Origin of the sequence: Pimelobacter simplex (genome assembly GCF_024662235.1) — a bacterium.
Taxonomy (GTDB): domain Bacteria; phylum Actinomycetota; class Actinomycetes; order Propionibacteriales; family Nocardioidaceae; genus Nocardioides.
In genome coordinates this window covers 2,135,269-2,155,288 of sequence record NZ_CP096276.1, presented here as the reverse complement: position 1 = coordinate 2,155,288, position 20,020 = coordinate 2,135,269, and the positions used below count along the sequence as shown (strand labels likewise).

At 70.8% G+C, this 20,020-nt stretch carries 34 protein-coding genes; 3 read left to right on the top strand and 31 right to left on the bottom strand.

Features of this window, described 5'->3' with window-relative positions; translation table 11 throughout:
- Positions 1-116: 116 nt before the first annotated feature.
- From M0M48_RS10560 to M0M48_RS10435, 26 genes are all read right to left on the bottom strand, one after another.
- Positions 117-668 (bottom strand): hypothetical protein, encoded by a 552-nt coding sequence (locus M0M48_RS10560; protein WP_257751099.1) that lies wholly within the window; start codon positions 666-668, stop codon positions 117-119.
- Positions 665-922 carry a hypothetical protein gene (locus M0M48_RS10555; RefSeq protein WP_257751098.1) on the bottom strand — a complete coding sequence of 86 codons (258 nt, stop codon included), beginning with the start codon at positions 920-922 and terminating at the stop codon, positions 665-667. The genes M0M48_RS10560 and M0M48_RS10555 overlap by 4 nt, the downstream gene beginning before the upstream one ends.
- Positions 915-1,133: a hypothetical protein gene (locus tag M0M48_RS10550; RefSeq protein ID WP_257751097.1), complete on the bottom strand. Its 219-nt coding sequence runs from the start codon at positions 1,131-1,133 to the stop codon at positions 915-917. Before M0M48_RS10550 ends, M0M48_RS10555 begins: the two co-directional genes overlap by 8 nt.
- Positions 1,130-1,555, bottom strand: coding sequence for a hypothetical protein (locus M0M48_RS10545; RefSeq protein ID WP_257751096.1), 426 nt, complete (start codon positions 1,553-1,555; stop codon positions 1,130-1,132). Before M0M48_RS10545 ends, M0M48_RS10550 begins: the two co-directional genes overlap by 4 nt.
- Complete coding sequence (locus M0M48_RS10540; RefSeq protein ID WP_257751095.1) at positions 1,552-1,770, bottom strand: hypothetical protein; 219 nt, start codon at positions 1,768-1,770, stop codon at positions 1,552-1,554. The genes M0M48_RS10545 and M0M48_RS10540 overlap by 4 nt, the downstream gene beginning before the upstream one ends.
- Entirely contained in the window at positions 1,767-2,054 is a 288-nt protein-coding gene (locus M0M48_RS10535) for a hypothetical protein (RefSeq protein WP_257751094.1), read from the bottom strand. Before M0M48_RS10535 ends, M0M48_RS10540 begins: the two co-directional genes overlap by 4 nt.
- Positions 2,047-2,505: a hypothetical protein gene (locus M0M48_RS10530; RefSeq protein WP_257751093.1), complete on the bottom strand. Its 459-nt coding sequence runs from the start codon at positions 2,503-2,505 to the stop codon at positions 2,047-2,049. Before M0M48_RS10530 ends, M0M48_RS10535 begins: the two co-directional genes overlap by 8 nt.
- Positions 2,502-2,963, bottom strand: coding sequence for a hypothetical protein (locus M0M48_RS10525; protein ID WP_257751092.1), 462 nt, complete (start codon positions 2,961-2,963; stop codon positions 2,502-2,504). The genes M0M48_RS10530 and M0M48_RS10525 overlap by 4 nt, the downstream gene beginning before the upstream one ends.
- Complete coding sequence (locus M0M48_RS10520; protein ID WP_257751091.1) at positions 2,960-3,493, bottom strand: HNH endonuclease; 534 nt, start codon at positions 3,491-3,493, stop codon at positions 2,960-2,962. The genes M0M48_RS10525 and M0M48_RS10520 overlap by 4 nt, the downstream gene beginning before the upstream one ends.
- Complete coding sequence (locus M0M48_RS10515; protein WP_257751090.1) at positions 3,490-4,200, bottom strand: hypothetical protein; 711 nt, start codon at positions 4,198-4,200, stop codon at positions 3,490-3,492. Before M0M48_RS10515 ends, M0M48_RS10520 begins: the two co-directional genes overlap by 4 nt.
- Positions 4,197-5,063: a hypothetical protein gene (locus M0M48_RS10510; RefSeq protein ID WP_257751089.1), complete on the bottom strand. Its 867-nt coding sequence runs from the start codon at positions 5,061-5,063 to the stop codon at positions 4,197-4,199. The genes M0M48_RS10515 and M0M48_RS10510 overlap by 4 nt, the downstream gene beginning before the upstream one ends.
- A complete protein-coding gene (locus tag M0M48_RS10505) occupies positions 5,063-5,230 on the bottom strand; it encodes a hypothetical protein (RefSeq protein ID WP_257751088.1) in 168 nt (55 codons plus the stop codon). Before M0M48_RS10505 ends, M0M48_RS10510 begins: the two co-directional genes overlap by 1 nt.
- A complete protein-coding gene (locus M0M48_RS10500; protein ID WP_257751087.1) occupies positions 5,227-5,739 on the bottom strand; it encodes a helix-turn-helix domain-containing protein in 513 nt (170 codons plus the stop codon). The genes M0M48_RS10505 and M0M48_RS10500 overlap by 4 nt, the downstream gene beginning before the upstream one ends.
- Positions 5,736-6,164, bottom strand: coding sequence for a hypothetical protein (locus tag M0M48_RS10495; protein ID WP_257751086.1), 429 nt, complete (start codon positions 6,162-6,164; stop codon positions 5,736-5,738). The genes M0M48_RS10500 and M0M48_RS10495 overlap by 4 nt, the downstream gene beginning before the upstream one ends.
- Positions 6,161-7,156: a DNA-methyltransferase gene (locus M0M48_RS10490; RefSeq protein ID WP_257751085.1), complete on the bottom strand. Its 996-nt coding sequence runs from the start codon at positions 7,154-7,156 to the stop codon at positions 6,161-6,163. Before M0M48_RS10490 ends, M0M48_RS10495 begins: the two co-directional genes overlap by 4 nt.
- Entirely contained in the window at positions 7,141-8,520 is a 1,380-nt protein-coding gene (locus M0M48_RS10485) for a DEAD/DEAH box helicase (protein WP_257751084.1), read from the bottom strand. The genes M0M48_RS10490 and M0M48_RS10485 overlap by 16 nt, the downstream gene beginning before the upstream one ends.
- Entirely contained in the window at positions 8,517-10,238 is a 1,722-nt protein-coding gene (locus tag M0M48_RS10480; RefSeq protein WP_257751083.1) for a DNA cytosine methyltransferase, read from the bottom strand. Before M0M48_RS10480 ends, M0M48_RS10485 begins: the two co-directional genes overlap by 4 nt.
- Positions 10,239-10,461: 223 nt before the next feature.
- Positions 10,462-11,325, bottom strand: a complete 864-nt coding sequence (locus M0M48_RS10475; protein WP_257751082.1) for a YfdQ family protein — start codon at positions 11,323-11,325, stop codon at positions 10,462-10,464.
- A gap of 57 nt (positions 11,326-11,382) precedes the next feature.
- Complete coding sequence (locus M0M48_RS10470; protein ID WP_257751081.1) at positions 11,383-11,769, bottom strand: hypothetical protein; 387 nt, start codon at positions 11,767-11,769, stop codon at positions 11,383-11,385.
- Entirely contained in the window at positions 11,766-12,080 is a 315-nt protein-coding gene (locus M0M48_RS10465) for a hypothetical protein (RefSeq protein ID WP_257751080.1), read from the bottom strand. Before M0M48_RS10465 ends, M0M48_RS10470 begins: the two co-directional genes overlap by 4 nt.
- The gene (locus M0M48_RS10460; RefSeq protein WP_257751079.1) at positions 12,077-13,519 is read right to left on the bottom strand and encodes a ParB/RepB/Spo0J family partition protein; all 1,443 of its coding nucleotides are present in this window, start codon (positions 13,517-13,519) and stop codon (positions 12,077-12,079) included. Before M0M48_RS10460 ends, M0M48_RS10465 begins: the two co-directional genes overlap by 4 nt.
- Positions 13,512-13,865 carry a hypothetical protein gene (locus M0M48_RS10455; RefSeq protein WP_257751078.1) on the bottom strand — a complete coding sequence of 118 codons (354 nt, stop codon included), beginning with the start codon at positions 13,863-13,865 and terminating at the stop codon, positions 13,512-13,514. Before M0M48_RS10455 ends, M0M48_RS10460 begins: the two co-directional genes overlap by 8 nt.
- A complete protein-coding gene (locus tag M0M48_RS10450) occupies positions 13,862-14,227 on the bottom strand; it encodes a hypothetical protein (protein ID WP_257751077.1) in 366 nt (121 codons plus the stop codon). The genes M0M48_RS10455 and M0M48_RS10450 overlap by 4 nt, the downstream gene beginning before the upstream one ends.
- A 1-nt stretch (position 14,228) precedes the next feature.
- Positions 14,229-14,429 (bottom strand): hypothetical protein, encoded by a 201-nt coding sequence (locus M0M48_RS10445; RefSeq protein WP_257751076.1) that lies wholly within the window; start codon positions 14,427-14,429, stop codon positions 14,229-14,231.
- Positions 14,426-14,674 carry a hypothetical protein gene (locus M0M48_RS10440; protein WP_257751075.1) on the bottom strand — a complete coding sequence of 83 codons (249 nt, stop codon included), beginning with the start codon at positions 14,672-14,674 and terminating at the stop codon, positions 14,426-14,428. The genes M0M48_RS10445 and M0M48_RS10440 overlap by 4 nt, the downstream gene beginning before the upstream one ends.
- Before the next feature lie 336 nt (positions 14,675-15,010).
- Positions 15,011-15,712: a hypothetical protein gene (locus M0M48_RS10435; protein ID WP_257751074.1), complete on the bottom strand. Its 702-nt coding sequence runs from the start codon at positions 15,710-15,712 to the stop codon at positions 15,011-15,013.
- Between the two features lie 32 nt (positions 15,713-15,744).
- On the opposite strand from M0M48_RS10435, the gene M0M48_RS10430 reads away from it, so the two are divergent.
- Positions 15,745-16,041 (top strand): hypothetical protein, encoded by a 297-nt coding sequence (locus M0M48_RS10430; protein WP_257751073.1) that lies wholly within the window; start codon positions 15,745-15,747, stop codon positions 16,039-16,041.
- 268 nt (positions 16,042-16,309) lie between these two features.
- Here M0M48_RS10430 and M0M48_RS10425 read toward each other — a convergent pair whose 3' ends face one another.
- Positions 16,310-16,519 carry a helix-turn-helix domain-containing protein gene (locus M0M48_RS10425; RefSeq protein WP_257751072.1) on the bottom strand — a complete coding sequence of 70 codons (210 nt, stop codon included), beginning with the start codon at positions 16,517-16,519 and terminating at the stop codon, positions 16,310-16,312.
- A complete protein-coding gene (locus M0M48_RS10420) occupies positions 16,516-16,758 on the bottom strand; it encodes a helix-turn-helix domain-containing protein (RefSeq protein ID WP_257751071.1) in 243 nt (80 codons plus the stop codon). Before M0M48_RS10420 ends, M0M48_RS10425 begins: the two co-directional genes overlap by 4 nt.
- Before the next feature lie 51 nt (positions 16,759-16,809).
- Between M0M48_RS10420 and M0M48_RS31055 the strand changes: the two genes are divergently transcribed.
- Positions 16,810-17,205, top strand: a complete 396-nt coding sequence (locus M0M48_RS31055) for a helix-turn-helix domain-containing protein (RefSeq protein WP_374584532.1) — start codon at positions 16,810-16,812, stop codon at positions 17,203-17,205.
- On the opposite strand, the gene M0M48_RS10415 is transcribed toward M0M48_RS31055, so the two are convergent.
- A complete protein-coding gene (locus tag M0M48_RS10415) occupies positions 17,129-17,323 on the bottom strand; it encodes a hypothetical protein (RefSeq protein ID WP_257751070.1) in 195 nt (64 codons plus the stop codon). The genes M0M48_RS31055 and M0M48_RS10415 overlap by 77 nt on opposite strands.
- A 43-nt stretch (positions 17,324-17,366) precedes the next feature.
- On the bottom strand, positions 17,367-17,777 hold the full coding sequence (locus M0M48_RS10410; RefSeq protein ID WP_257751069.1) for a helix-turn-helix domain-containing protein: 411 nt from the start codon (positions 17,775-17,777) through the stop codon (positions 17,367-17,369).
- A 251-nt stretch (positions 17,778-18,028) separates the two neighbouring features.
- Between M0M48_RS10410 and M0M48_RS10405 the strand changes: the two genes are divergently transcribed.
- Entirely contained in the window at positions 18,029-18,472 is a 444-nt protein-coding gene (locus M0M48_RS10405) for a DUF2510 domain-containing protein (protein ID WP_257751068.1), read from the top strand.
- Positions 18,473-18,500: 28 nt separating this feature from the next.
- Here M0M48_RS10405 and M0M48_RS10400 read toward each other — a convergent pair whose 3' ends face one another.
- Positions 18,501-19,640, bottom strand: coding sequence for a tyrosine-type recombinase/integrase (locus M0M48_RS10400; RefSeq protein WP_257751067.1), 1,140 nt, complete (start codon positions 19,638-19,640; stop codon positions 18,501-18,503).
- Between the last annotated feature and the right edge of the window lie 380 nt (positions 19,641-20,020).

The window sequence follows — 20,020 nt, the reverse complement described above, 5'->3', positions numbered from 1 at the left end:
TTGCGGCTGACCGGTCGTCGCGGCTTCCATTCGCACCCGGGCTGGCCCTTGGCGTCGACGCAGTTGCCGGCCAAGGCCGAGTCGGTGGTCGCGGAGCACGGCCGCGAGGGCGGCCTTCACAGCAGGACCCCGGGGACGTTGACGGCCTCACCGCGGTGGTCGGCGATCGCGGCGATGTGCTCGCCAACCAGCAGCGAGTCGGGGTCACGCGGGTCCCAGCGGTAGCCGCAGGAGCACCACGGCGCGCCCGGCCCCGCTGGCACGTTGGGGAGGTGGCCGTCGATACCGAGCGGCGTACCGGGCTCGGTCTCGCTCAGCCCGGCCCGGTCGGACGGCTCGGGAGCGGGCGTGTCGTCGGTCGGGTTCCCGGGTCCCTGTCGCCAGCACAGTCCGCAGTGGTCACACCGCCAGACCTTGTCCGGGCCGATCGGGGTGCGGTCGACACCAGAGGCCGAAACGTGGGTGCAGTCGTTCGCGCTGCCGTCTGCCGTCGTGCTGCCGGTCGCCACGGGCAGGTCGGCCGGGTGCTCATCCAGCAGCGCGCGGAGTCGGTTCGCGTGCGACCGGAAGATCCCGACGCGCGGACCGTCACTCACGCCTGCCCACCGGTCGTAGTTCGCCTGCCACTCGTCGACCAGCGCCGCGAGCGCGATGTGCAGGCCGGTCATCGGACGGCCTGCTCGTCGGTCCAGGCAGCGGCGGCCGCGACCATCTCGACGAACACCGGGACCAGTTCAGCGCGGAGCTCGACTGACTCGTTGCCGTAGCGGATCCTCATCGGTCCGCCGTCGGTCCGGACGACGGACAGTGTGGTGCTGTCCCCGAACGCCGGACCCCAGCGGTGCTCGTGCTGCCACGTCGCACTCGCCGGCGGGCGGTGCACCCGCGAGTTGATGATCGTCGTCTTGCCGGGCTCAGGCATGGGTGTCTCCTTCGGGGACGGCGGCGCCGTCGGTCGTGGTGGTGGCCGGTCGTGGGCAGGGTTCGAACGCGGCGGGCTCGTCCTCATAGCCGTCCACGAGGCAGCGGAGGCAGCAGGGGATCTTGCGCTCACGGAGTCGGTTGCTGCCGGGGGCCTCGCGTTCGAAGATCGGACGCTGGCCCCACTGGTGGCTCGGGTGAAGGACGCTCATGCCTCGCTCCCGTCGGTCGTGGTGGTGTCGGCGCCGTCGAACGCGGCCTCGATCGCAGTGGCGGCGCAGGACCGGCACTCGTCCGTCTCGCCTTGCTGATGCCGGTAGTGGCAGCCGCGGGCGTGCTCCCGGTCGATGGCCTCCCGCACCCGCGCGATGACGGCCCGCTGTTCGGCGACGACGTTGAGCAGCAGCTCGACGTCGGCCCGGGCGTGCGCGATGAACTCGGCGTCGGCAGGTGTGGCCGATCCGCCGGGCTCGAACGAGGGCAGAGAGTCACCTTGGGGGATCTTGTCCTCGTCCGCGTACAGCGCGACCCACGAGTAGCCGCCGTGTCGCGCTTCCCATGGCCCCGGGGTCGCCGCTTCGGCCCTCGCGCGGATGTTGGCGAGCGTGTCGTCCAGGTCGGTCGAGGCGGTCATCGAACCACCTCCAGCCACACGACGCGGCCAGCGCGGCGAGAGCGCCAGTAGGTCCAGAGGTGGGAGAGGCGTCGAGCGTTGAACCGCTCCCACTCATCGCCCCGGAGGTCGCCCACGTAGATGTCGCGCTGCACCCAGAGGACGCCGTTGTCGTCCTCGCCGAGGTAGTTGCCCTCGCAGACGCGCTCGGCGTCCTCCATCCACGTGTGGTTCATCGGTTCTGCTCCTTGGCTCGGTGGAGGGCGCGTCGGATCTCGGAAGCGGCAGTTCCTCGACCCAGGGCCGGGAACTGCTCCCAGTGGCGGACGACGGCCTCGATCTCGTCGAGTGCGGCGGTGACGTGCTCGCGGACGATGGCGGTCACGGCCTCGTTGCTGGTGAGCTGGCACTTGCAGCGGCCGTCCTCCGAGAAGCCGTGGTAGCCGCAGCCTCGGGTCTCGTGGTGCCACTGCGGCTCGTGACCGCACTGGCACTTCTGGGTGTCGGTGAGTTCAGCCACGGTGGGCCTCCTCGGAGTAGGGGTTCGGCGTCGTGGGCGCGTTGGGCTCGTCCGACATCCGCCGCATCGCGTTCGAGTGCCCCGACCCGTACCCCTCGTCCCAGGCGCGTTCGGCGATCTGGTGGTCGTGGTCGGCGAACCGGCCGGACCCGAGGAACGCGCGGACTGCGGCGCGCATGCACTGCTTGTTTGGCTCGGGGACATCGCCCCAGGGGACCCGCGAGCGGGGGTTGGTCTCCCAGCCGGCGGAGAGCGCTTCGGCCTCGTAGGCGTCGTGGAAGATCTCGCAGAGCTGATCGATGTCGGCGTCTCGTGCCGCCAGGGCCTCAGAATCGGCCCCAGGAGCGCCTTCCAGGGTTCCGGTGGGCTCCGGGGCCGTCGGGTTGCTGGCAGCAATTCCAGCGGCGCGCTTCCGGGCGTCGCCGACCGCGCCGTCGTGCCGGGCGCTCACTGGCCTGCCTCCAGGGCGAGGACGTTCTCGCGGTCGCGGTACGCCGCGTACAGCGTTCGGCCGGCCTGGTCGGTGTGGAGGTACGGCAGCATCACCTGGTCCATGGCCGCCATCTCGGTCTGCACCAGCGCGAGCTGTGCGGCCAGCCAGTCCTTGACGACGCGCCACGCGACGCGCTCGGCCTGCTCGCGGGAGAGCATCACCGTCCGGGACTTGCCGCCGCGGAGTCGGCCGGCCTTCACCTCAGAGGTGAGGAGCCGGTGCATGGCTTCGACGTTGACCGGGAGCGTGAACAGCCGCGGGCCGTGAGCGGTGGTCAGCGCGAAGGTGACACCGACCGGCGCGCCGCCGTCGTAGTCCACCGCGATCCGCGACGCACCGTGCCCGGCAAGTAGAGCCTGGACCTCGCCGACGGTCTTGGCTGCAGCGATCTGGGTCGTGTAGTTGAGGACGCTCATTCGAGGTCAGCTCCTTCTGCGGTGGGGACGAGGACTCGGCCGCCGTCGGCGGTCAGGAGGTACCGGTCGCCGCCGGCGAGCAGCACCGGGACCGTCGCGGGGTCGCGGCGACCGGAGATGAGCCAGCCGTTCTCGTAGGCCTCGGCTCGGTGGGACTCGACGTGGCCGTGGCAGCCGGTCGTGCCGGAGCCGCAGAGCAGCAGGAGGTTGGCCGGCGAGTTGATCCACGCCACCGTGCTGCCGCCCATGCCTCGCGCCGACCGGTGATGCACCGAGTAGGGCTGGACCGGCATCCATTGCGGCTCCCAGACCCCGCCACTGGGCTGGATCACGAGGGCGCCGCAGATCTCGCAGCACCCGAGTGCCCGGTCGAGCACGATCGCGCGCTGCTCCCGAGACGGGCCGGTGTCCCGCCGGGCGTTGACGACCTGGGTCCGGACCGCGCGGGCCCGGTTCATCGGCTTCTTCCGGACCAGGGGCGTACGACGCAGCTCGCTGCGACGCTGCAGGGCAGTACGGCGCAGGCTCACGACGTCACCGCCGGCGAGGTAAGGCCGGCCAAGGTGTCGTGCCAGCGGAGCGCCCACCGTGCGTCGCCGAGCGCGGTGTGGCGCTCGTGCTCGGGCGCCGGCTCGACGTCGACCGCCGCTGCGAGGAGGTCGGACTTCCACGGCAGGGCGGTGACGTCGTCGGGGAGAGCCAGAAGACGTCCCTGGGCGAACTGGGGCGGGGAGATCGCGGCGGCGGTCGCCCGGGACCCGCGGAGGTAGCCGACGGTCTCGGCGACGAGGTCCTCAAGGTGGTAGTCCCACTGCGGGGTCAGGCCCTCGGTCCTGAGCAGACCCGCCAGGGTCTCGGTGTCGAAGGTCGGGTTGACGCCGACGATGTGGGTGCCGTGGGTGAACGCGGCGACCCTGCGCGCGGCGGCGCGGACCGACAGCAGCGGGACGTCCGAGGGGACAGGCGTCTTCCCGGAGAGCTCGCGGCCGACCGGGTGGCGGTCCCAGAACCTGCCGAGGCGGAGGGCGTACGGGTCGGCGGTCCGCAACGACGGCAGGTCGACGAACACGTGCAAGATGTCGTACTCGTTGAGTGGGGCCACGAAGTCGGCTCGGGCCGCGGGCATCTGCGGGTCGGTGTGCCGCTTGATGATCGCGATCTCCCAGGCCTGCCGGCCATGGTGCAGGCCGTCAGTCTCGGTGTCGATGAAGCAGATCGGCGGGCGGGTGGTGGTCATCGGGCTGCCTTTCGTTCGGAGGCGCACTGCACGCAGTGCCGGGTGGTGCCGGTGTGTCCGGGCTCGGTGCAGGACGGGTCGGGGACGGCGGCGACGCGCTTCCCGGCCTCGGGCATGGCCTCCCAGGCGCCGACGAAGGCCTGGATCAGGCGGGGCGGGTCGTCGCGGCGGAGGCCGGCGAGAGCGGCGTCGACGAGGCGCTGGTCGCCGTGGCGCTCGATGAGCGCGACGATGCGGGTCTCCCAGTCGGTGGTGAGCTTGTCGGTGCGGAGGGTGCGGAGCAGTGTGTGCTGGCGGAGCTTGTCGGCGAGGATCTCGATGGCGACGTTGCCGTGGTGGTTGTCCACAGGTCCGTCCACAGCCGCCGCGGCCGGTCGGGTGCCTGCGGCAGCGGTCGGGTCGGGTCGGGTCGGGCCGGGCCGGGAGGATTCGGCTCCCGAGTCGCCCCGACCATCGCCCCCGATTCGGGGCGAGCAGAACGGGCATTTCGGGTCGATGACACCGCGGGCCTCGTGCCATCGGACGTGGTTGCCGCGGCGCCCGTAGTCGGCCGGGTCCTCGCCGCTGACAGGGTTCCGCTCGGCGTACTCGTGGAACCGGTAGCCCGGCTCACCGTCGACCTCGGCGTCGACCCAGAGGCCAGCGGCGACGAGCCGGGCCGCGAGCTCCTCAGCGTCGTCGTCCCACTCCTCGAGGACCTCGAGCGGGATGAACCCGTCGGTGTCGTTGCTGCCGCACCAGGAGCCCGCGAGAGCCCAGATCCCGAACGGGGAGACGTCGCGCTTCTTCGTGGGGTGGGAGCGGCGGACCTTCCGCGTCTTGCGGTGGTCGTGGAGCTTGTCGTCGACCTTGAACCAGGCCATCAGGCCCGCCCTCCCTTCTTCACGTGGTCCTGCTGGTGGGTGATGGCCTGCGCGTCAGCGACGTCGCGGCGGATGTGCCAGAACACGAACCCGCAGCCGGGGGCAGGGCAGGAGGTGGACCAGCCGCCGTCGTGCGGGGCGACCGAGACCTTGGGGATCGGGTTCATGCGACCGCCGCCCGCTGGTCGTCATCGATGTCGCCGAGCTCGGCACCGCGCTCGGCGACGAGCGCAGCCATGGTCAGCGCGGCCTTTCGGAGGACGGGGTTCTCCCCGACTCGGCCGGCGGCGTGGAGCACCGTGCTGTGGTCGCGGTTGGTCTGGCGGCCCACGAAGCTCGACGACAGGCCGGCGTACCTCATCGCGGCCATCGCGACCGCCCGGGCGTCGAGCACGGCCCGTTGGCGGGAGTCGGAGCGGATCGCGGCGATCGTGGTGCCGAACTGGATCGCCGCGGCGCGCAGGATCGTGACGGCCTTCGTCTCCGGCGACAGCTGGCCGACCAGCCCGAGGGCGCTGTCCGGGGACACGTGGCCGGCCAGCACGACCGCGAGAGCGGGCCAGTCGTCGACCTGGCCCAGGATCCGGTGCACCTCGGCCTGATCGCGGTCCGCCACCGCGCACACCAGCGCGGCGGCCGTGGGGAGCGCCTCGGCGGCGCGTTCGTCGGGGCTCATCGGGGCATCGCCTCCTCCACGGCGGCGAGGACGTTGGGCTCGGGGGTCCAGAGCCCGAGCTGGCCGTCCGCCGGCACCGGCCGGGCCAGCAGCCGCACGTCGCGGAACAGGTGGTGGACCTGGCCGCGCTGCGCCCACCCAGGGGCACAGGAGCCGTCGCAGCCGCGGTGCGCGGCGTACAGGTCACCGACCGCGATGATCGCGCCGAACGCCCAGGCGGTGTCTCCGGTGACGCCGAGGTTCGGGATGGTCCGGCCGGCGCCGGCGAACGTGGCCTCGACCATCGGGTAGTTGTCGGCGAGGCGCTGCCCGGCGTGGATCAGTGTGAGGCCGCGGTGGGAGAACATCCGGGACCGGTTCTCGGGCTGCTTCCAGCCGAGCGCGACGGCACCGGCGTAAGGCTGGCGGATGGTGATGGCCTTCATGCCGGTCGCTCCCCGCCATCGGTGGTGGCGACGAGATCGAGCAGCGTGTTCTCGTCGGCGGGGGCGTCGACGGTGGCGAGGTTGCGCTCGGCCTGGACGTAGTACGACGGCTTGAGCTCGGCGCCGATGCCGTAACGGCCCATTCGGACCGCTGCGTAGACCTCGGAACCGACGCCCATGAACGGCGTGAGGACCCGCTCGCCGGGCAGCGTGCGGAGGTCGATGTAGCGCTCGATGACGTCGAGCTGGAGCGGGTGGACGTGCTTCTCGTCGTCCTCGTCGCGGGCGTCCTGGAAGGGCAGCACCCGGTCAATGCGCACGTCGTCCCAGACCGACGAGGCGTAGCGGCGCCAGATCCAGTGCGACCAGCGGTTCTCCTTCTGGTCGCCGTCCCATCCGCGGAAGGACGCGAGGTCCTCCGGCGGCTGCTCGCCGCCGGCGTAGTCGCCGAAGAGGCCGGTCGGGTGGGTGATCGGCTCTGCCGATGGGCCGGGCTTCCGGAACACCAGCAGCTCGTCGGGTGCGGCGACGCCACCGTAGGCCGCGTCGTCGACGATGGTCTTGTGGGCGAGGTTCTTCGCCATCGTGCGGAGCCGGACGGCGAGCGGCTCCTTCCAGATCACGTGTCGGGCGATGAAGCCCCAGCCGGCGTCCTGGTGGCAGCGGATGACGTCACCGGGGAAGTCGGTGTACGCGTCCTTGCCAGTGTTCCCCGAGGGCACGAGGGCGGCGTGCACGGCGACCGTCCGGCCGGGGATGGTCACGCGGAGCAGCTCGTCGACGAAGAACCGGTACTGGTCGAAGAAGTCGCTGTAGGAGCGGGCGTTCGACAGGTCCCGGTCGTCGCTGGAGTAGTGGTAGAGACCGCCGAACGGCGGGGAGTAGATCGAGCCGTGAATCGAGTCGTCAGGGATCCCGGCGAGCATGTCCATGCTGTCGCCGTTGTAGATCGCCCAGCGGTCGGTGACCTGCTGGGTCAGGAAGCCAGCCACGTCGGCACCTCCATCGGTTGGTCGTAGGAGTGGGTGGGCACCGCGAGCGCGTCGTTCATGTGGGCCACGAGCGCGGCGAACATCGCGTCGGCCTGGGCGGCCTTGCGGTGGAGGTTGTCGAGCACGCTGCGGCAGCCCTCGGTGGTGATGACGTCGACCTCGACCGTCCTGGTCTGGCCGAAGCGCCAGAGCCGTCGGATCGCCTGGTACATCTGCTCGTAGGAGTGCGAGGGGAAGTAGGTCATCCGGTGGGCGTGCTGCCAGTTGAGGCCCCACGCGCCGATGGACGGCTTGGTGACCAGGACGCGGATCTCGCCGCGCGTGAACGCAGCGAGCTTCTCCTCCTTCACCCCGGGCGAGTCCGCGCCGGCGACCTCGACGGCACCGTCGATGAGCCGGGTCAGGCGGTGTGACTCGTCGTTGAGGTGGCACCAGGCGACGGCGTGGTCGGCATCTTCGAGTGCGGCCGCGGCGGCCTCACAGCGCTCGGCGATGGAGCGACGTGTCTCCTCGCGCTCCTCGCGGAGCCCGCGGGCCGGGAGGTCGAACAGGGCGTCGGGCCGGGAGGTGCGGGCGTCGACCATGTGGACGCGCTCGAGCAGCTCGGGCAGCACGAACGTCCCGTCGTCGAAGCCGTAGTCCGACGGGCGTCGGATCGCGCGCGCCCAGGTCGCGACCCATCGCCAGAACGGCTCCTCGGCGTGGCCCTTGAGGCGCCAGCCGACGTCACGGCTGGTGGCGGCGAACCGGGAACGGGACGACACCGTGCGGTTCTTGTTGGTGAAGAACCGGGTCAGCATGTCGGTGTACCCGAGTCCGCCGAGGGCCTCGCTCGAGGTGCCGAGCTCGATGTAGTCGTTCGGCGCGGCTGTGGCGGTGCAGAGCAGCCGGTACGGCAGGAGGCGCATGAACTCCGTGACCTGCGCGCGGGTGGTGCCGTCGAAGGCCTTGAGGATCGAGGACTCGTCGCACACCACGCCCCCGAAGTCGGCGTGGTCGAACTTGCCGAGCTGCTCGTAGTTGGTGACCGTGACGGGCGCGACGACCTTCCCGTTGCGGGACTGCGCGGCGTCATACCCGAAGCGGTGCGCCTCTGCGACGACCTGGAAGCCGACGGCAAGCGGGGTGAGGAAGAGGATGGGCTTCCCGGTGTGCTCGTGGACGTTCTGCGCCCACGCGAGCGACATCGGCGTCTTGCCGAGGCCGCAGTCGGCGAACATCCCGGCGCGGCCCTGGCGGACGGCGAAGTCGACGAGCACCTGCTGGAAGTCGAACAGGTGGTCCGGCACGTGGGTCGGGACGAACCCACCACGGTCGGCCAGCTGGCGGCGCGCGTCCAGGAACGCGGCGTACGGCGTGCTCATGCGGCCAGCACCAGCTCTCCGGTGAGGGCCTCGACCATCATCCCGACGATGTCCCGGGCGGCGGGCGGAGTCACTGCGTTCCCGGCGAGCCGGACCTGCTCGCGCTTGTTGCCGAGCAAGACGTAGGAGCGGGAGAAGGCCATGCCGACCTTGATCTCGTGGGGCTCGAGCATCCGGAACAGGCAGTCGTCGATGTCGGGGAGCTCCCCGGTCCACTCGGTCAGCGACTGGTTCGCGCCGCCGCGGCCGCCAGTCGTGATGGTCCGCAGGACGTCGTCGATCCCGGTGGAGGACCATGCGCCCTCGCCGTTGTGGCGCGTGACCATGGCGTATCGGTCGAGCGTGGTGAGAGTGCCCATGGGGTCCGTGACCGGCGCGGCGCTCCGCGCGGATCCGTAGTAGGGCACCAGGAGGCCGTGGTGGTTGCCGTTCGCGGCGACGGTGTCTAGCGGGTCGCCGGCCGACTTCACGGTGTTGTTGTTCCGCATCGGGATGACGAGGGCCTCGGTCTCCCGGGTAGTGCGGGTCCGCATGGGCTGGCTGAGCGTGGTCGCTTCGTCGTTCCAAGTGCCGCCGGCGGGGACCAGCAGTCCGGTCTCGTTGCGGGTCGTCATGGTCCGCATGGGCTCGAGGGCGGGCAGCGCCGTCTTCCCGTCGCGGCCCTCGACCGGCACGCACAGCGCCTTGGAGGCGGTGGTGTGCAGGGTGGTGAGGACCTGGTCGGCGGGCCAGGTTCGCACGCCGGGGCGGCGCTCGAAGGTGTTGCCCGCGGCCTCCAGCGTGAAGGGGCGCCACCACTTCTGGACGCCTGCTTCGATGCGGGCGCGGGTCTTCGTGGCGAGGGGGCGCTTCCGGTCGCCGATGCGAGTGCCGGGGATGGACAGGTCGATGGCGTACAGCGCGGGCAGCCACATCGGGTCGACGACCTCGTGGCCGCACTCCGTGGCGGGACAGCGGTAGACGTACTGGGCGCGGTAGCGCCCCCACTCGTTGTCGGGCTTCTTCCAGTCCTGGGTGGCCCGGATCCGGCCGTGCATCGAGCAGACAGCGCGGGGGCTGGTCCACTTCTCGAAGTCGGGGCGTCGGTCGCCGCGGCGCCAGAACACGACGTAGACGCGGTCCCGAGACTGGGGGGCGGGGAGGCCGGCCTGATTGGCGTGCATCGAGTTCAGGTAGACGACCTTGTGGTCGTAGCCGAGGTCGGTCATCGTGGTGATCCAGCCGCGGTAGCCGACCCACTTCACGACGTCGACCACGTTCTCGACGATCACGAACTTGTAGCGGTGGTGCTCGGCGAACCGGCACACGTCCCACATCGTCGCCCGGGACCGCTCGGACGCCTCGTCGTGGGTCTTGCGGCCCTTTGCCTGGGAGTGGTTGGTGCACTCCGGGGACGCCCAGAGGCCGTCCGTTCGGGGGTAGCGGCGGGGGTCGACCTGGGACAGGTCTGCGCAGTCGTGGTCGGTCTCGGGGTGGTTGGTGTTGTGGGTCTCGACGGCCAGGGGCCAGTGGTTGGCCGCCATGATGACCTTCACCCCGGGGATGGAGTGCGCGCCCGAGCTGGACCCGCCGGCGCCGCAGAACAGGTCGAGCATCGTGACCTGATGGCCCGGCAGGTTCGGGTCGATGGGGGTGATGCCGAGGTAGTCCAGCCACATCGCGTCCAGGGCCGACCACTCGGCGGTCTGGAACGGGGACTGGGTGATGACGGGAGTCACGGGAGCGGACCCTTCCGGGGGCGGGTGTCGATCCGCGCCGCGATGGCGAGGCCGAGGATGAGCAGGACGTTGACGGCGAGCACGGCGAGGTCGAGCGCGCTCATGGGCTGTTGCCGCCGGGGGCGTGGACGCCGAGGTCGTGGAACCAGGGGTGGCAGCCGCAACCCCGCTGGGGGCGCGCCGCGCGGCTGGCGCGCACCCAGCGGACGAGGAGGCCGTCGGATCACGCCGGCCGGCCGAGAAGGACGGGCGCGGTGACGGCGCCGCGGACGTCGTCGACGATCGCGGTGAAGACGCTGCGGGCGATGTCGGCCGGGTTGAGCAGGGCGTAGGACAGCAGGAGGTTGCCCTGCCGGAGCCGGTACCGGAACCGGGCCTCGACCTCGACGGGCTCGGCGCCGACGTAGGGCGCGAGAGCGACCACGAAGATGGTAGGGATCTCGAGCTCGCCGGTCTGGCCGGCGGTCGCGGTCTCGGTCTCCTCGTAGCGGAGCTGGACCTGGCCGTTGTCGAGCCGGATGCCGGCCTTGATGTCGGCGGTGCGGGTGGCCTGGAGGCTGGCGGCGATCTCGAGCATGGTCGCGGCGTCGGGGTGGACGACGTTGATGGCGTGGTCCTCGAGGTGCTCGGCGAACGTCGCCTGGTCGAGCCACTCCTTGTCGCGGTCGGTCCAGGTGTTCCACTCGTCGGAGTGGAGGAGTTCGAGGACGACGCGGTGGTCGCCGTGGCCGGCGACGCCCTCGTCGGCGGCGTCGTCGGACTGCTCGCCGGCGTTGATGACGGCGACGAGGCTTCGGCGGCTGAGGTCGGCCCACACCTCGGTGCCGCTGAGCTGGTGCTTCTCGACGTACTCCACGAACGAGCGGGCGTCGTGGACGTGGACGGTGCCCTTCTTGCGGTAGGGGAACTCGGTGAGCGGCTCGGCGAGAGCACGGAGGTCGTGGACGTGGGTGGTCGCGCCGGCCGGGACGGTCTGGACGAAGAACCGGTCGCTGTCGCCGAGCGGGGCGGGCGGGGCGATCGCGATGCCGGCGCGGACGGCGGCCTCGGTGTCGGTGGCGTGGTCGGGGGTGGAGTAGTTCGTCATGTTCAGGTGGCTCCTGGTTCGGGTGTGCTGTCGGATCTGCTGGTCGTATCGGGGTGGTCAGCGGTCGTTGGCGGCCGCCGAGCGGCCGTCGCGGAACCCGTTGTCGCTGTCGCCGGCGGGCAGGCCGCGGAGGCCGCCGAGCTCCTCCTGGTTGGGGTCGTTGCGCACGGCGTTGCCGTCGTCGGAGACGTAGAAGATGGAGGGGGCGGTGAGCCGGCGGGGGCGCTTGACGACGACCTGGTCGGAGATCTCGATCCGCGGGGTCTCGTGGTCGCCGACCTTCTTCGGGTCGACGGTGAGCTTGAGGACGATCTCGCCCTTGCGACCGGTGTCGGTGCAGTCGGCGATGAGGGCGTGGAGGCCCTCGGTGAGCTCGTTCTGGAGGCGGCCGCGGCGCAGCTCGGCGAGGACGTCGAGCGCGGGGCGCTGGTGCGGGGTGGTCACGGGTGGGTGTCTCCTTGGGTGCGGGTGTCGTCGGTGGTGAGGTGGAGGTGCGGGCGGTGGTGCGGGTAGTCCTCGACGAGCTCGCGTGCCTTCTCCAGCGACGGGAGTTCGAACTGGACCTGGAAGTGCTCGGCCAGCGCGGTGGGCTTCCACGCCTGGTCGTTGACGAGCACGTGGCACCCGGCGCGGGCGGGGCCGTCGACCGGGCCGGCCTCGTAGGGCACCCAGCGGTTGGTGTCGACCCGGCGGGCGAGCACCACCGAGGCCCCGCAGCCGCGGTTGCACTCCCGGGTGCGGGTCGTCGCCCTCACGACGCGCCTCCCCCGGCGGCCCCGGTGGCTGCGGTGCGCTTGCGATCGACCAGCGCCCGCAGGGCGGTGTGCCGGTCCCGGTCGAGGCTCGGCAGCGGGTAGCCCGCCTCGGCGAGCCAGTCCCAGCCCGCGAGCTGAGCGGCGTGCTCCCCCAGGTCGCGGTCGTCGTAGAGCTCGTCGGTGAGGGACTCGGCGACCTGCGCGGCGGTGATGCGGGCGAAGGCCCGCAGGATCCGGGCCGGCTTCGCGGTCGCGAGGTCGGCCAGGGCGGAGCGGACCGCCTGCTCACACGCACGCCAGTCGCCCGGGGCGTCCTGCTCCAGCGCGTCGAGGACTGCGCGGTCGTCGAGGTGCCACACGCTGCCCGGCAGCACCCCGGCCAGGGTGGAGACCAGCGTGGCGTTGCCCTTCACGGGGAACAGGGCGACGAAGTGGTCGTAGAGCCAGTCCAGGCGTGCCCGGTCGGCGGCCGTCTGCTGCTCGGCGGCCTCGGCCTCAGCGGCGCGGCGGGCCGCGGCGGCGGCCTCGGCCTCCTGGGCGGCCGCGACGTCGCCCTCGGTCGCGACGACGGGCGCGCTGATCGCCGACGCCGGTCCGTCGCCGGACGGCGTGGTCTCGTGGGACCGCGGCTCGAGGCAGACCAGCCGCGGCTCGTGGAACGAGTCCGGCTCGAACGCGGCGTAGCCGAGGCACCCAGCGTCCTGGTGGGGTCCTGTCTCGGCGAGCTCGGTGCCCTCCCACGACGGGATGCTGAGGTTGAGCGCGCCGTCGCCCCTGACGTGCGCCCGGGCGCCGGCGGCGATGAACTGGGCCACCAGGTCGGCGTTGTGGGCGATCCGCTGGCGCCGGGACCGGAGCGCGTTGACCGTCATCGTGAAGTCGTCGGTGCCGAGGGCCTCGTCGAGTTTGGCGGTGGCCTCGGCGTCGTCGGCGAACTCGTGGAACGCCTCGACGTCGCTGAGGGTGACCTGTCCGAGGTGGACTGACGTCCGGGCGTGCTCCGGCAGCGTGCCGAGCCTCAGGCGCTGCTTCACCCGGGCCTTGGAGTAGCCGACCGCCGCGGCGATCGCGGCCTCGTTGTACCCGATGAGCTGGAGCTGCTCGTAGGCCCGGGCCTCCTCGACCGGGGACAGCAGTTCCTTCTGCAGGCCGGTGATGGCCATGACTTCGATCTGCTGGGCCTGGGTGACGAGGTCCTCGCGGACTCGCACCCGGATCTCGGTGGCCGCGGCCTGGCGGTGGCCGTCGTAGCGGCGGGCACCGTCGAGGAGCACGTACCGGTCCTCGTCCTCGGGGTCGGGCGCGACGAGGACGGGGTCGACCAGGCCGTGCAGGCGGATCGACTCGACCAGTGCGGCGTCGGCGACGGCGTTGAGACGGGGGTTGTCGGGGTGGGGACGGACGTGGTCGAGGGGGACGGTCGTGATGCGCTCAGTCATCGAGGGCTCCAGGGATCGGGGCGTAGACGTTCACGCGTGCGGCCTTGGTGGACTTGAGGGTTGAGGGGGTCACGCCGACGTAGCGGACCCAGCCGGCGCGCTGGGCGTCGATGAGTCGGCGGGAGATCAGCGCCTTGCGGACGTCAGGCAGGAGCGGACGCATGGTGTTCGCGGAGAACGGGCGGCCCTGGCGGACCAGGTGGCGGATGACCTGGTTGATGACGCGGTTGTCCCACTCGTCGCTGGGACCGTTGGCCTCGGTGGCGGCGCGGTACTCGGCCCAGCCCGTCGCGATCGCGGCGGCGGTCTCCTCCGAGATCGGGGTGTCGATCACGACCCTGGTCACGGGACCACCGCCAGGGACCGGATGGGGTGCTCGGTGACCGCGGTGAGCGCGAGGGGGACGTCGAGCCACTCCGTCACGGCGTCGTGGTGCCAGACGCTGGCGATCGCCTTCCCACCGAAAGCGGAGGCGTACGACGGGAGTGACCGCACCTCGGCACCGAGGTAGTCGGCCCACGTCTGGAGGTCGTCGGCCGTCTTGAACTGGAACCGGATCCGCGGCGCGTTGCGGGAGACCTCGTTGTCGTACTGCCGCGCGACCGCGACGCTCATCGGGTCCGGCAGCCCGACCGTCTCGGCGTGGGCGAGCACCAGGGCTGCGGCGCGGGTGTTCTGGATGCAGCCGGTGATCACGGGATCGGCCATGTCAGGCCACCTCCAGGACGGTGTTGGCGGTACGGATGGCGTCGTTCAGGACGTTGCGGGCCGCCGCGCCGAGGTTGGACCTCACGAGCTCCTTCGCCTTGGTGACGGCCGCGGTGAGAACGGCGGTGGCGACGTCGTCCGGCGTAGGCGCGGCGGACGGCCGGTTGATCAGGCGGCCGTAGCCGAAGGCGAGGTGGGTCACGACTTCGACCTCCGCTCCGGGCCGACCACGATCGGTGCTCGGCGACGGGCGATGCCGAGCAGGCGGTCGTTCTCGGCGCGCAGCTCGGCGTTGCGGCGCATCAGGTCCCGGACGTCCTCGCGGGCGTCGTCCCGGTCGTTGGCGGCGCGGAGCCCCAGCGCGATCGCGAAGCACAGGGCGGCGAACAACAGCAGCGGGAGCACAGCGCCGCCAGCGACGATGAGGTTCTCGAGGTACCCGGTCATCGACGGGCCCCCGCCCGGGCGGCCTTCCGGGCGCGGCGCCGGGCCTTTCCCGGGAGAGCGCGTCGGGCAGGGTCCGGCCCGATGTACGCCGTCATCCCGGCCGGCTTGCGGTAGAAGACCGGGTCCCCGTTGTGGCCGCCGACCTTCACCGCCGGCGGGTGCTGGTGGACGAACTCCGGCTGCGGGCTCGGCTTGGCCGGCCGTATCCTGCGGAAGAACCTGCTGTTCATGGGACACTCCTTGGTGTTGGTGGCGTCTCCGACCGCTGCTGCCAGGCGTTGGGTCGGAGACGCCGCTGCGTTTGCAGGGACGTGCGGTGAGGAGGGGGGCTGGGGCTCAGCCGGTCGCGAGGGCCTCGCGCTCGTGGGGCATCAGGTACCGGCCATGGCGGCGCTTGCGCTGCGCCCGCTCGACCAGGTCTTGGTGGCGCCGCGCGGTCGCGATGAGGCGGCGGTTGTGGTCCTCCGCGACCCGGTACGCCCGGTTCGCGGCAACCTCTTCGCTGGTGCGGGTCGCGGCGACCAGGACCTTGCGGCGGTCCTCGATCGCGGTGTGCACCTCGGGCGCCTGGTGGCGGCTCCCGAACAGCATCTGGGCGACGAACTGGACCTGGTGGGTCTCGTCGACCGTCCGGGCCCAAGCTGCGGAGACCAGGAGGTCCGCGGTGGTGAGGTCGCCGTACGCCGACAGCCAGTCCTCCCTCGACACCAGCGCTCCCGACCCGCCCCCCAGACGGGCCGGGAGCATGGCGGTGCAGGTGCGGCACAGACGCCGGGCACCGCCGCGGGTGAGGATCGTGAGGTCGTCCCCGGTGGTGGTCGTGAACCCGACCAGCCGGCCGACCTGGGTGGCGTCGATGAACACCCGCAACCGGCGGGACCGGATCCCGCAGACCGGGCGGCACGCCGCCGGGACCGCGCGGCCACTGCGGGTCAGGTCGCCGTGGTGGACGTGCACGACACCGTGAGGACGACCGACGAGCACCGCGCCGTTCGCGACCGCCGCCAGGACGCGCAGAGCGGGGATCGGGGCGCTCATGCGTTCGTCCTGTTCGGGCCTACGCTGCGCGGATGGAACTCAGCGCCGCCCAGTGCTCGGTCATCGCCCAGACGATCCCGGTTCTGCTTCTTGCCTTCACGGTCGAGCAGCGGTTCGCTCCGAACCGCCGGCTCATCGCGCTGGCTCGCTGGATCAATGCCCTTGGCCTGGTCGCGCTGCTCGCTGGATGGCTGATCGCCTTCCTTGGGCTCGACAACGGCGTCCATGGGTTCGCGGGGTCCGTCGCGCTGTACTCGACGATCGGAGGTCTGACTGTTCTGGTCTCGGTCGTGCTTTCCGACCTCCTGCTTCCGCCCGTACGCGAGTAGAGCGAAAGAGCCGACCAGCAGCACGATGGCGAACACGAAGGGCGCGAGATTCTTCATGCGTCCACCAGCCCTTCAGGGGCGGGCCGGGTTAGGAGAGCATCGAGATGCTCCCCGAGGCCGTCGAGCTTCGCCAGGCCCTCGTGGAGCCCGTACTGCTTCTGCTTCAACCGGACCACGCGGCGCGCGCGACGCGTGGCCGCGACACCGAGCACAACACCAGCCGACACGAGCAAAGTCGCGCGACCCAGGCGCGGGGGAGTAGCCGTGTTCATGACGCACCCGAGCGATCGACGGTCGGCACCGGCGTCAGCAACGCTTCGACATCGGATCGTTTTACCCGGATCAGGTGCGAGCCCTTGATCCGCTCAGCGGGCAGCGACCCGTCCGCGATGCACCGTCGGACCGTCTTCACCGAGGCGCCGAGGACGCTGGCTGCGTCCTGCAGGCTGATGCGAGCGTTGTCAGGGCCCGTGCTCATGCGGCGTCCTCGGCAGCCGCGGGCGGGAGGAGATCGGCCGCCGAGACGCCGAGCGCCATCGCGATGTCGATCAGCTCCGGCACGGTGAAGTCGGTCAGGCCCCGGAGCTTCGCGGACAGGGTCGACTTCGCGATCCCGCACGATTCGCTGAGCACATCCAGCGAGATCTGCTTCCTGGCCCTGGCGGCGCGGACCTCGCCGGCGGTTGCCTCACGAAGGTCGAGTTCAGAATGGGACACAGTGGGAACGCTAGTTCAGAATGGGACATCGCGCAAGGGATCTAGCCCTCGATGTTCAGAATGGGATACTGTCCCGACATGGGACAAAAGGAACAGGCGGGCCGAGCGGTCAACTTGCGCGCTCTCGAGCTCATTCGGGATGCGTTCGACAAGTCCTCGGGGGTCACCCAGCAGATGCTCGCCGAGGACTCCGGGATTCCTCGAAGCACGCTGGCCAACCTGCTCTCCAGGACGTCGGAGCCTCGGTTGGTCCATGTCGAGCAGCTCGTCCGGATTGCCATGGCGCTGGGCAAGGACCCGCGCGCTTGGATTTCAGAGCTCCAAGGCGTCGCAGCGAAGGAGCGAGGCCGCGAGGAGCGCGATCTCAAGCTCAGGACGACGGCCGGCCGAGCGCTATCGCAGCGGGAAGGAACTCGCACGCCACGCGGTGGCGCTCCTCGGTCGTGAGGTCGGTGTCAACCAACAAGATCTTGAACTCCGACACCAGGACCGCGCCCGGAGCGAAGTCCTCCACGGGCACAATGCGGATACCCGCGGCGGCGAACAACCCCATCCCCTCCATCATGGGATGATTCTGACCTGACTTGTCAGAAAATGTCAGCCCTTGATTATCGCCAAGAGTTGCCCGATACTGCCAGATCCCAGAGGGCCACGGCGTCGGTCATGGCGTCGTGGGCCGACTTGTCGGAGGGGGAGCGCAGCCAGGTAGAGGTGGCGATCGCTACCCGTCGTGCCAGCGCATCCTGCAGCCCGACGTTGACCTCGCCGTCCTGGCGCATCAGCTCCGGGAGCGTCATCCCCATCCGGCTGGCGAAGTGCGAAAGCGCAGCGGTACTGGGCCGGCGTTCTCCCGCTTCGATCCGGGAGATGTAGGGCACCGAGAACTCTGGCTCGGCGATCTCGCGCTGCGTGAGGCCGCGCGCTCGGCGTGCCTGCCGGATCCGCTGACCCAGCTCGACGGCGTCCATGCTGTCCAGGACCTGCAGGTCGCTCTCGCTGACGATGGGGCGTTCGGCCATGGGGTCCGGGCCTTCCTCGAGACGGAGTTTCGCTACCGATCATGTCAGCACGTCGGGGCAGTTGGCGACAAGTTGTGTCAGAGGGCTCGGTCTGTCGAGGTGGGATGACCCTCGGCCAGCGGTGGCGGCAGGGGTCACGGCGGTGGGGGGCATGGCGAGTCGAGCGACGTGTTCGCAACTCGACCCGACGCCGACTGAGATCTCCCCAACCGACAGGCCGGGGGCTCTGAGCAGGCGTATCGTGCCCGAGCATGAACGACGATCGACCTCCGCCGCCGCCAGGCTGGTACCCCCACAATGCGCTGCGCGACAAGGAGCAATACTGGGACGGGAACGCCTGGACCGGACAGCTTCGGAAGAAGCAGAAGCGGAAGCCGGCTGGGTCGAAGCCCGGTGCGGCTGCGAGTCCGGCCAGGGCGCAGGATCCGAAGAACCGGGGCATTGTCGGACGGGCGATGAAGGCGGCCGACGAACGCGTCGAGGCCCAGAAGAAGATCGTGTGCCAGTTCTGTCAGGAGCCGGGAGGCGTCACGGTGCGGCACTTCAAGAAGGACAAGCGCCTATCGGCAACGCGGCTGCTGGGTGGAATGGTGACCATGGGTGCCTCGGTCGCCGTCGTGGGAGTGACCAAGAAGGGGCACGTCACCCGCCTGACCTGCGACAACTGCAAGATGACCTGGGACTTGCAGGGCTGAGTCTCCGCCTCGGAGGTTCGTCTCCGGCCTACCACTCTCCCGCGGTGGCGACCTCGCTCATCTTGTTGGTGAGCATGTCCATCCGGGACCGGGCCGCGCGGACGTAGCGCTGTGCTGCCTGGGGAGTCGAGTCGCCCAGCCACGCCATGATCTCGGCTTCAGTGGCTCCCTGCTGGGCGAACAGGGTGGCGCCGGTTGCCCGCAGGTCGTGGAAGTGCAGCGACGGGTGCCCCGCAGCCTCGCGTGCGGCGTACCAGCCGTTGCCACCCGACTTGAGCGGCTTGCCGTAGAACGCCGACGGCGCCAGGTGCTTCCCAGTGGCTGACGGGAACAGCAGGGCGGTGCGGCCCTTCGCGACGTGGTTCTTGAGATGATCGAGGAGGACCGGGACCAGGTTCGCGGGGATGCGCTGGTCGCGCTCTCCGGCGTCGGACTTAGTGCCCTTCTGGATCACGCCCTCGCTCTTCGTTCGTGCGATCGAGTATCGGACGCGCACCACCCGGCGGGTCAGGTCGATGTCGGCACGTCGCAGGCCAACGATCTCCCCGTAGCGCAGGCCGGTCCACAGCCCGAGCTCGATGAGCGCGCGCCAGTCGGGGCGGATGGTCGCCAGCATGACCTTGACCTCCTCCGCAGTCGCCAACTCTTCGCGTCGACGACCGGGGGAGGAGCCACCGCCGCGGATCGCGAACGGGTTCACGCGCCCGACGAGCGGGCCGTGCGCGCTGATGGCGGTGTTCATCACGGCCCGGCCGAACGAGTAGGTGTGGGCCCGGGCCGTTGCGCCGGCGTCCTTGCCCTTGGCGCGGTTGCCCTTGCGGCTGCCTGCCGGCTTGAAGGCGTCGTACCACTCGCTCACGACCTCGGGCGTGATCTGGTCGATGGGCAACGTCCCGAAGGCCGGGGTGAGGTAGCGGCCCAGGAGGTCGGTGTAGTGGTCGCGGGTCTTCGCTGCGAGCGGGCGACCCTTGACGCGGCGCTCCTCGATCCATGCCGTGGCGTAGTCGGTGAACGAGGCGAACGTGGAGGCGCGCGCTGCTGCGTCGCGCTCGGCCCGACGGACTGCAGGGGGCGCCCAGGTCCCCGCCGAGATGAGCCGGCGCTCGTCGGTCAGCCACGCCTCGGCGTCTTCGCGGGTGTCGTAGGTGGTGGGTGCGGTGTGCCGCACCGGTGTCGCCTTGCCGGTGCGCGAGATCCGCGTGGCGCCGTGCGGGTCGCCGTAGAATGCTTGCCATCGACCAGACGGCAGCTTGCGTGCACGGCCGAAGCCTCGTGCCCCTGACTTCCCTGCCACGACTGGCCCCTTTCCAGTAACCCTCGACGTGCTACGAGATTGCTATGCCGCATGCTACCAACGGGAATCGTTGGGTATCGCTCGGTCTCCGAGGTGGCCTGAGTTTATGCAGGTCAGAGGCATGTTCTGCCTGTTCGGGCGCATGGGGCGAGACTACCAAGTCTGATGGTTCGAACCCAGTATCGCCCACCGGAGAGATCAGGCCCCTGGCCCGCCGTAAGGCGGAGCAGGGGCCTGATGCGTCTCCGCGGCCG

Coding starts and splice junctions, on each gene's coding strand:
- M0M48_RS10440 (WP_257751075.1), bottom strand. CDS start 14,674: ATGACCGGGTACCTCGAGAACCTCATCGTCGCTGGCGGCGCTGTGCTC.
- M0M48_RS10450 (WP_257751077.1), bottom strand. CDS start 14,227: ATGGCCGATCCCGTGATCACCGGCTGCATCCAGAACACCCGCGCCGCA.
- M0M48_RS10515 (WP_257751090.1), bottom strand. CDS start 4,200: ATGACCACCACCCGCCCGCCGATCTGCTTCATCGACACCGAGACTGAC.
- M0M48_RS10555 (WP_257751098.1), bottom strand. CDS start 922: ATGCCTGAGCCCGGCAAGACGACGATCATCAACTCGCGGGTGCACCGC.
- M0M48_RS10410 (WP_257751069.1), bottom strand. CDS start 17,777: ATGGCCGAACGCCCCATCGTCAGCGAGAGCGACCTGCAGGTCCTGGAC.
- M0M48_RS10425 (WP_257751072.1), bottom strand. CDS start 16,519: ATGAGCACGGGCCCTGACAACGCTCGCATCAGCCTGCAGGACGCAGCC.
- M0M48_RS10545 (WP_257751096.1), bottom strand. CDS start 1,555: ATGACCGCCTCGACCGACCTGGACGACACGCTCGCCAACATCCGCGCG.
- M0M48_RS10510 (WP_257751089.1), bottom strand. CDS start 5,063: ATGGCCTGGTTCAAGGTCGACGACAAGCTCCACGACCACCGCAAGACG.
- M0M48_RS10505 (WP_257751088.1), bottom strand. CDS start 5,230: ATGAACCCGATCCCCAAGGTCTCGGTCGCCCCGCACGACGGCGGCTGG.
- M0M48_RS10550 (WP_257751097.1), bottom strand. CDS start 1,133: ATGAGCGTCCTTCACCCGAGCCACCAGTGGGGCCAGCGTCCGATCTTC.
- M0M48_RS10405 (WP_257751068.1), top strand. CDS start 18,029: ATGAACGACGATCGACCTCCGCCGCCGCCAGGCTGGTACCCCCACAAT.
- M0M48_RS10460 (WP_257751079.1), bottom strand. CDS start 13,519: ATGACTGAGCGCATCACGACCGTCCCCCTCGACCACGTCCGTCCCCAC.
- M0M48_RS10540 (WP_257751095.1), bottom strand. CDS start 1,770: ATGAACCACACGTGGATGGAGGACGCCGAGCGCGTCTGCGAGGGCAAC.
- M0M48_RS31055 (WP_374584532.1), top strand. CDS start 16,810: ATGTTCAGAATGGGATACTGTCCCGACATGGGACAAAAGGAACAGGCG.
- M0M48_RS10435 (WP_257751074.1), bottom strand. CDS start 15,712: ATGAGCGCCCCGATCCCCGCTCTGCGCGTCCTGGCGGCGGTCGCGAAC.
- M0M48_RS10495 (WP_257751086.1), bottom strand. CDS start 6,164: ATGAAGGCCATCACCATCCGCCAGCCTTACGCCGGTGCCGTCGCGCTC.
- M0M48_RS10485 (WP_257751084.1), bottom strand. CDS start 8,520: ATGAGCACGCCGTACGCCGCGTTCCTGGACGCGCGCCGCCAGCTGGCC.
- M0M48_RS10430 (WP_257751073.1), top strand. CDS start 15,745: ATGGAACTCAGCGCCGCCCAGTGCTCGGTCATCGCCCAGACGATCCCG.
- M0M48_RS10560 (WP_257751099.1), bottom strand. CDS start 668: ATGACCGGCCTGCACATCGCGCTCGCGGCGCTGGTCGACGAGTGGCAG.
- M0M48_RS10415 (WP_257751070.1), bottom strand. CDS start 17,323: ATGATGGAGGGGATGGGGTTGTTCGCCGCCGCGGGTATCCGCATTGTG.
- M0M48_RS10525 (WP_257751092.1), bottom strand. CDS start 2,963: ATGAGCGTCCTCAACTACACGACCCAGATCGCTGCAGCCAAGACCGTC.
- M0M48_RS10500 (WP_257751087.1), bottom strand. CDS start 5,739: ATGAGCCCCGACGAACGCGCCGCCGAGGCGCTCCCCACGGCCGCCGCG.
- M0M48_RS10475 (WP_257751082.1), bottom strand. CDS start 11,325: ATGACGAACTACTCCACCCCCGACCACGCCACCGACACCGAGGCCGCC.